Below are 7,409 nucleotides of genomic sequence, written 5' to 3'. Positions count from 1 at the left end.
AGTCGTGCTGATGAATTCTGGGCAGTACAAAATATAAATATAGAAATAGAAAGAGGGCATACTTTAGGAATTGTGGGGCGGAATGGTTCAGGAAAAAGTACCCTTTTACAAATAATTGTGGGAACTCTAACACCAACAACAGGAAAAGTCAAAGTTCAAGGGAGAATTTCTGCACTACTAGAACTTGGCAGTGGATTTAATCCAGAATTTACAGGTAGACAAAACGTTTTTTTTAACGGTCAGTTATTAGGATTAAAAACATCAGAAATAGAAGCAAAATTTGACAAAATTGCTAGTTTTGCCGATATTGGTGATTTTATTGACCAACCTGTAAAAACTTATTCTAGTGGAATGTTTGTTAGGTTAGGATTTGCTGTAGCTACCAGTGTAGATCCAGATATTTTAGTGGTTGATGAAGCACTTTCAGTAGGAGACGAAGCATTTCAAAGAAAATGTTTTGCTCGTATTCAAGACATTCAAGAAAGAGGAGGTACAATTTTATTTGTTTCTCATGCAGCTTCAACAATTGTACAGCTTTGTGATTCAGGAATTTTGATGGATCGTGGCGAAATGTTACTTTATCATACTCCTAAATATGTAGTTTCTAAATATCAAAAGTTAATCTATGCTTTCCCTGATAAAATTCATTCAATAAGGGAAGAAATTCGTCAAATTCCTAATTTAACTATTCAGGATTTATTTGATGATGAGGAGACAGATGAATCAACATCTCAATCGCAACAAAATAGTGAAAATCAAAGTCAAGATCGGATTGCAGAATCAACAGAATATGAAGAAATTTATGACCCCGAGATGATACCCTCAAATACCGTACATTATCCTAATAAGGGGGCAGAAATTATTGACCCCCATATTATTACTTTGGATGGTAAAAGGGTAAATCATTTAATTAGTCGCCGGGAATATTACTATACATACAGAGTAAAGTTTATTAATTCCACATCTAAGGTTAGGTTTGGAATGTTGATAAAAACTCTGAGTGGTTTTGACTTGGGTGGAGCATCTTTACATGGTTATACTAAATCAGTAGAATATATTGCAGCACAACAAACAGTTATAGTTAAGTTTAAGTTCAAATGTTTACTAAATCCTGGTGTATATTTTTTAAATGCTGGAGTTGTAGGAATGGCAGAGGATCATCTGACGTATTTATCCCGTTGCATTGACATTGCTATGTTTAGAGTTCAACATTATAGTGATTCATGCGGCACAGGTGTCGTTGACTTTTTAATAGAACCTAGATTAATAATGAATAATGGATAATTGATAATGAAAATATCTCTAATTATCAATTATTAATTACCTCTAATTAAAACCATCGGATTAAATCAAGTACGGAAATATTATTTTTGCTCTCCTTTTCCTCCTTCTAGCTAATAGCTGAATGCTTAATTCCGAAACTATTGCCGATTTCCCATTCCCTATTCCCTAAAGAAACAAAAATGAAAAATATCTCTAATTATCAATTATTAATTACCTCTAGTTCAAACCATCGGATTAAATCAAGTACGGAAATATTATTTTTGCTCTCCTTTTCCTCCTTCTAGCTAATAGCTGAATGCTTAATTCCGAAACTATTGCCGATTTCCCATTCCCTATTCCCTAAAGAAACAAAAATGAAAAATATCTCTAATTATCAATTATTAATTACCTCTAGTTCAAACCATCGGATTAAATCAAGTACGGAAATATTATTTTTTGTCTCCTTTTCCTCTTTCTAGCTAATAGCTGAATGCTTAATTCCGAAACTATTGCCCATTGCCCATTGCCTATTCCCTATTCCCTATTCCCTAAATAAACAAATATGAATGCTGAAAAAAAAGATTTCAATAATAAGTTAATTATAGATAATTTTATTCAAGACCAAACTAGAAATCCTGAAAAAATCAACCTTAAAATTCATCCACAAGATGAAATGTATCTCTATGCTTTGAAAAATACAAATGGCAGGAAAGATGAAGCATTACTACGATATTTTTCTAATGGCAAAAGAATCTTAGATGCAGTTAAACAAATTGTAGAATGGTATTTTGATGGCTTTGAAAATATATCCTCTTTTCTAGATTTTGCTAGTGGTTATGGGCGTTTTAGTAGATTTTTGCTTCAGGAAATACCGATCGATAAAATATGGGTTTCGGATATTTATCCTGGAGCAGTAGAATTTCAAAAACAAGAGTTTAGTGTTGCAGGGATAGTTTCAACTAATGCTCCTGAAGATTATCAAATAAATCAAAAATTTGACTGTATTTTTGCCTGTTCTTTTTTTAGTCACACTCCCCAAAAAACTTTTACTGGTTGGTTAGAAAAGTTATATAGTTGCTTGACTGAAAACGGCATATTAATCTTCAGTACCCATGATTTATCTTTAATGACTATAGAGACAGATGTAGAAGCAGAAGAAATTTATTTTACTCCAGAAAGTGAAAGTCTTTTTCTCAAAACTGAAGATTATGGAGTTACTTATGTAGGGGAGAAATGGGTAGGTAAAGTTATTCAAAAAGTGACTCAGGGAAAGGGAAAATGGCATCGAATTAAAAGAGGTCTTTGTGGATATCATGATTTATATATTGTCTGGAATAATTTGGAAGGAAGAAGGAAGAAGGAAGAAGTCTTTATAAAGTCAGAAGTCAGAAGTCAGAAGTTAGAAGTTGGAAAGCAAGAAGCACTTACAAATTTAGAATTCGGAATTCAGAAGTCAGAAGTTAAAAAGAAGGAGGTTGAAAGTAAGAAAGAAAAAGTTGGGGAACAAATAGATGAATTATTAAACTTTCATTGTCATCCTGATGGAGGTTGCAAACAAATTAAAATGACAGGGACAGGAGACATTTATTTAGAGGGATGGGCAGCAGATATTAATCCAGAAGAAAAGGTAGAAAAAATATTAGTTTTAGCAAATGGAAAGGAAGTCGGAAGCTGTTGCCCAAAGCATGAAGGTCAAAGTCAAAGATATGAATGGTCATGTACTATTAATAGTCAAAATTTATCAGCAGATGACATTATACTGGTGAAAATTATTAATAACTTTAACTTAGAAAGAGTAGTTAATATTTCTCCCGTTAATAACATCGCATTACTACCACCAAGTCATCTATTACTAAGAATAAGTGGCAACCCCAGTACTAAAGCTTTTATTAGTTCATTTGACGATCTTAGATATACAGTAAAAAATTATCTCCAAATAGCAGGATTTAATTTTAATCAATTTGAGAATATACTAGATTTTGGCTGTGGAGTAGGACGTTATTTAATGGCATTTGAACCTGAACTTTTGCCAAATCAAAAACTTTTTGGTTGTGACGTTTTTGCTGAATGTGCTGAATGGTGTCAAGAAAATATTAAATTTGCTACGGTCAAACATAACGATATTCAACCACCATTACCTTTTGAAAATAATCAGTTTGACTTAATTAATGCTATTTCAGTATTCACTCATCTAAGTTTAGACTTACAGCATTTTTGGGCGTGGGATATTTATCGAGTTTTGCGACCAGGCGGAATATTATTTATGACTCTTCACGGACCTCAATTTTTCCCGATAGTTTATGATATTTTTCGCAGTGGTAATGCTCATAAAGCAGAAATGTATAGTATTGGTGAAGAAGGATTATTTTTATATCTTGACCATCAAGGAGAAACAGACGGTCAAGGTCAACATACTATTGCAGCAGTTCATACACCCACAGCTTATCAGGAAATATTTTCTATGTTTAAACACATTAAAAGATTTCCTCAAAGTAATTTAGCAAATGGGCAAGACTTATATATTTTACAAAAGCCAATTTCTGGAAGTTTAGTTTCTCAACCTTTAAGTATAAAGTCAAAACTCAAAAGTCAAAAGCCAAAAATCTTTATGGATTCAGAAGTCAGAATTCAGAATTCAGAAGTTTTTATCAACTCAGAAGTCACAACTCAGAATTTAGAAGTTAAAAATTTTGCTAAAACGGAAGATGTGAGAAATACCAAGGAAGAAATAATAGGAAATATCAACTCAGAAGTCACAACTCAGAATTTAGAAGTTAAAAATTTTGCTAAAACAGAAGATGTGAGAAATACCAAGGAAGAAATAATAGGAAATATCAACTCAGAAGTCACAACTCAGAATTTAGAAGTTAAAAATTTTGCTAAAACGGAAGATGTGGGAAATGCCAAGGAAGAAATAATAGGAAATATCAACTCAGAAGTCACAACTCAGAATTTAGAAGTTAAAAATTTTGCTAAAACGGAAGATGTGGGAAATGCCAAGAAGCAAATAATAGGAAAAAAGATAGAAGTGGAAAAAATACTCATATCTGGTAATCAAGAAACCAAAAATTTATCAGAAAAAATATTCTCTGATAGTCAAACAAAGAGCCAAGTAGCAACAAAAGTTGAGGAAATACCTTTATATGATCATCAAGAAACTGAAAATTTCCCAGATAAAATCTTGTCTGAGACTCAGAGCAACAAGCAAGTAATAACAAAAGTTGAGGAAATACCTTTATATGATCATCAAGAAACTGAAAATTTCCCAGATAAAATCTTGTCTGAGACTCAGAGCAACAAGCAAGTAACAAGAGAAGTTGAGGAACTACCTTTATCTAATGATGGAAAAACTGAAAATTTCCCAGATAAAATATTCTCTGATAGTCATCAGTGTCAGACTGAGATTAAATTTCAAATAGAAGGTCAAAAACGATTTCGAGTTTATCCACAAATACAACCTATAGGTACTTATTCTATTGCCTGTGAAATTGAGATAATTAACAGCAAAAATGGAGAAAATTTAGTACAAAAAACTATTCCCTTAAACAATAAAAATATATTTGGGAAAACTAACTATGGAGTGATAGAAATAGAAATTCCAGAATATTCAGGGGAAGTAATTGTCAGATTAAAAACCGTAATTACTGACAGAATTACTTTGCCACCAGAACAAGAAGTATTAGTATCTTGGAATTTTGCAAATTTTGCTTAAAAAATTGGAGAATAATCAGATGAAACCAACAGTTTTTATTATTACAGGGATGCACCGTTCGGGAACCTCTTTAACTTCCTCTTTATTTCAAAGCTTAGGAGTAAATATTGGGGAAAAATTAGTCGGACCAGAATATGGAAATATTAGAGGACATTTTGAAGATATTGAATTTGTAGAACTCCATAAAGGAATATTACGATCACAAGGTATCGACGACCTCGGTAGCAACGTAGAAATAAAAGAAATTCCAGTTAAAAAACAATATTTAAAAGCAGCGAAAAGACTAATAAAAAATCGTCAAGAAGAAAACGAGAAAAAAAGTAAAAGCTGGGGATGGAAAGATCCTAGAACAACATTATTTTTAAACTTTTGGTTAGAGTTATTGCCTGATGCTAAGTATATTTTTGTTTATCGTTCTCCTTGGGAAGTAGTAGATTCTCTTTATCGCCGAGGTACGGATGAAAAGTTATTGGAGCAACCAGAAATAGCGGTAAAAATGTGGTTTAATTATAATCAGAGAATTTTAGATTTTTATCAACAATTTTCAGCACAATGTTTAATAGACAAAGTTGATAGTATTGGCAAAAATTCTGAAAGCTTTATTCAGGCGGTTAATGAAAAATTTGGGGTAGATTTAGCAGTGCCTCCTCCTGGAAATTTTGCCGAGTCTTTATTAGTAAAAGATATTAGTGAAACTACTAAACCTAGTTTGATAGAAAAATATTTCCCAGAAACATTGGAGGTTTATCAGCAACTAGAAGAATTCAGAATTCAGAAGTCAGAATTCAGAAGTTTTTATGAAGTTAGAAGTAATCAGTCAGAGGTAAAAAGTGAATCAGAGTTATGGGAGTTTAGGGATTGGTTAAATATTCGAGGTTTAGAAAAACAAATTAATAGTTTAGAAACAGATGTAGAAAGATGGGAAGAAATATTTCGGGAAGCAAAACAGAAAGTAGGAAATTTAGAGACAGAATTAGGTGAAACTCAGCAAGAACTTGATATTAGATTGGTCAAGCTCCAAGAGTCTAATCAAAAGCTAGAATTACTAGAAGTAGAATTAGGTAAAACTCAAGTTCAACTTGATGGTAAGGAAACGAATTTACAGGCATCTCAAACCAAGGTAGTAACATTAGAAAGAAAACTAGGGCAGACTCAATCTCAGTTGGAAAATAATGAAACAAAACTAGAAGAGTCTCAACAAAAAATTGTTAGATTGGAAATAGATTTAGGGCAAACTCAGGCACAACTTGATAATTCAAAAACTAGGTTTCAAGAAGCTTTAGCAAAAATTTTAACCTTGGAAACGGAATTAGGTAAAGCTTTAGTTCAGCTAGAAGGTACTCAGATTAAATTAACTGAGTCTCAGAAAAAATTATTGGGAGTAGAAACAGATTTCGGGGAAATTCAAGTTCAACTTGAGGGTAATAAAATTAAGTTAACCGAGTCTCAAGAAAAAATTGGCATATTAGAGACAGAATTAGGTCAGACTCAGCTACAATTCAATGGTAATATCCTGAAGTTACAAGAGTCTCAAACTCAAATTCAATTATTAGAAACCGAATTAGGAAAAACTCAACAAAAGTTAGATGGTACTCAGGTAAAATTACAAGAATCTCAAACTCAAATTCAACTGTTAGAAACCGAATTAGGAAAAACTCAACAAAAATTAGATGGTACTCAGGTAAAATTACAGGAGTCTCAAACTCAAATTCAACTGTTAGAAACCGAATTAGGAAAAACTCAACAAAAATTAGATGGTACTCAGGTAAAATTACAGGAGTCTCAAACTCAAATTAAACTCTTAGAAACCGAATTAGGAAAAACTCAACAAAAATTAGATGGTACTCAGGTAAAATTACAGGAGTCTCAAACTCAAATTAAACTCTTAGAAACTGAATTAGGAAAAACTCAAACCAGTCTCGCGCAAACCCAAACCAGTCTCCAACAAACCAAACAAGAAACAGAAACACTTAGAGTGGAAATTTCTGCTATGAAATCTTCCAAATTTTGGAAATTCCGAGAAAAGTGGTTTACTCTCAAAAGTAAACTTCGGAAGTTACGACCACACTTCCTTTTTTCCATCGACTCTCCTATTAACTGGAAAATTTCCAACTCCCAAATAGAAATAGTAGGTTGGTGTTTCCACGACACTCTCAACATCCAAAACATTCGCGCCAGAGTAGAAACAGAAATTTTTCTTGGTAAGTATGGCATCCCACGACCAGATGTTACCCAACAATATAATGATATTTCTACTGCTTTTAACTCTGGATTTGAAATATTTGTACAACTCTCCCCAGGAAATTATCAATTAATTCTCGAAGCAGAGGTGCGACCCCGCGTCGGCGTTAGCGTTAGCGAAGCTCCTCTGCAAGAGGCAGCTCCTCTGCAAGAGGCAGCTCCTCTGCAAGAGGCAGCTCCTCTGCAAGAGGCA

The 7,409-nt window shown here is 33.0% G+C and carries 3 protein-coding genes; all 3 read left to right on the top strand.

The window, feature by feature from the left end; all coding sequences use genetic code 11:
* Nucleotides 1-1,284, top strand: a 1,284-nt coding sequence (locus F6K22_RS25060; RefSeq protein ID WP_293104215.1) for an ABC transporter ATP-binding protein, incomplete at its 5' end; no start/stop codon positions are given.
* A gap of 541 nt (nucleotides 1,285-1,825) precedes the next feature.
* Nucleotides 1,826-4,975, top strand: coding sequence for a methyltransferase (locus F6K22_RS25055; RefSeq protein WP_293104212.1), 3,150 nt, complete (start codon nucleotides 1,826-1,828; stop codon nucleotides 4,973-4,975).
* 19 nt (nucleotides 4,976-4,994) lie between these two features.
* Nucleotides 4,995-7,409: sulfotransferase (locus F6K22_RS25050; protein WP_293104209.1), on the top strand; the 2,415-nt coding region annotated here is incomplete at its 3' end.

This window comes from Okeania sp. SIO2F4 (assembly GCF_010672385.1).
Lineage (GTDB): Bacteria > Cyanobacteriota > Cyanobacteriia > Cyanobacteriales > Microcoleaceae > Trichodesmium.
This window is presented reverse-complemented; position numbering and strand designations above follow the sequence as displayed.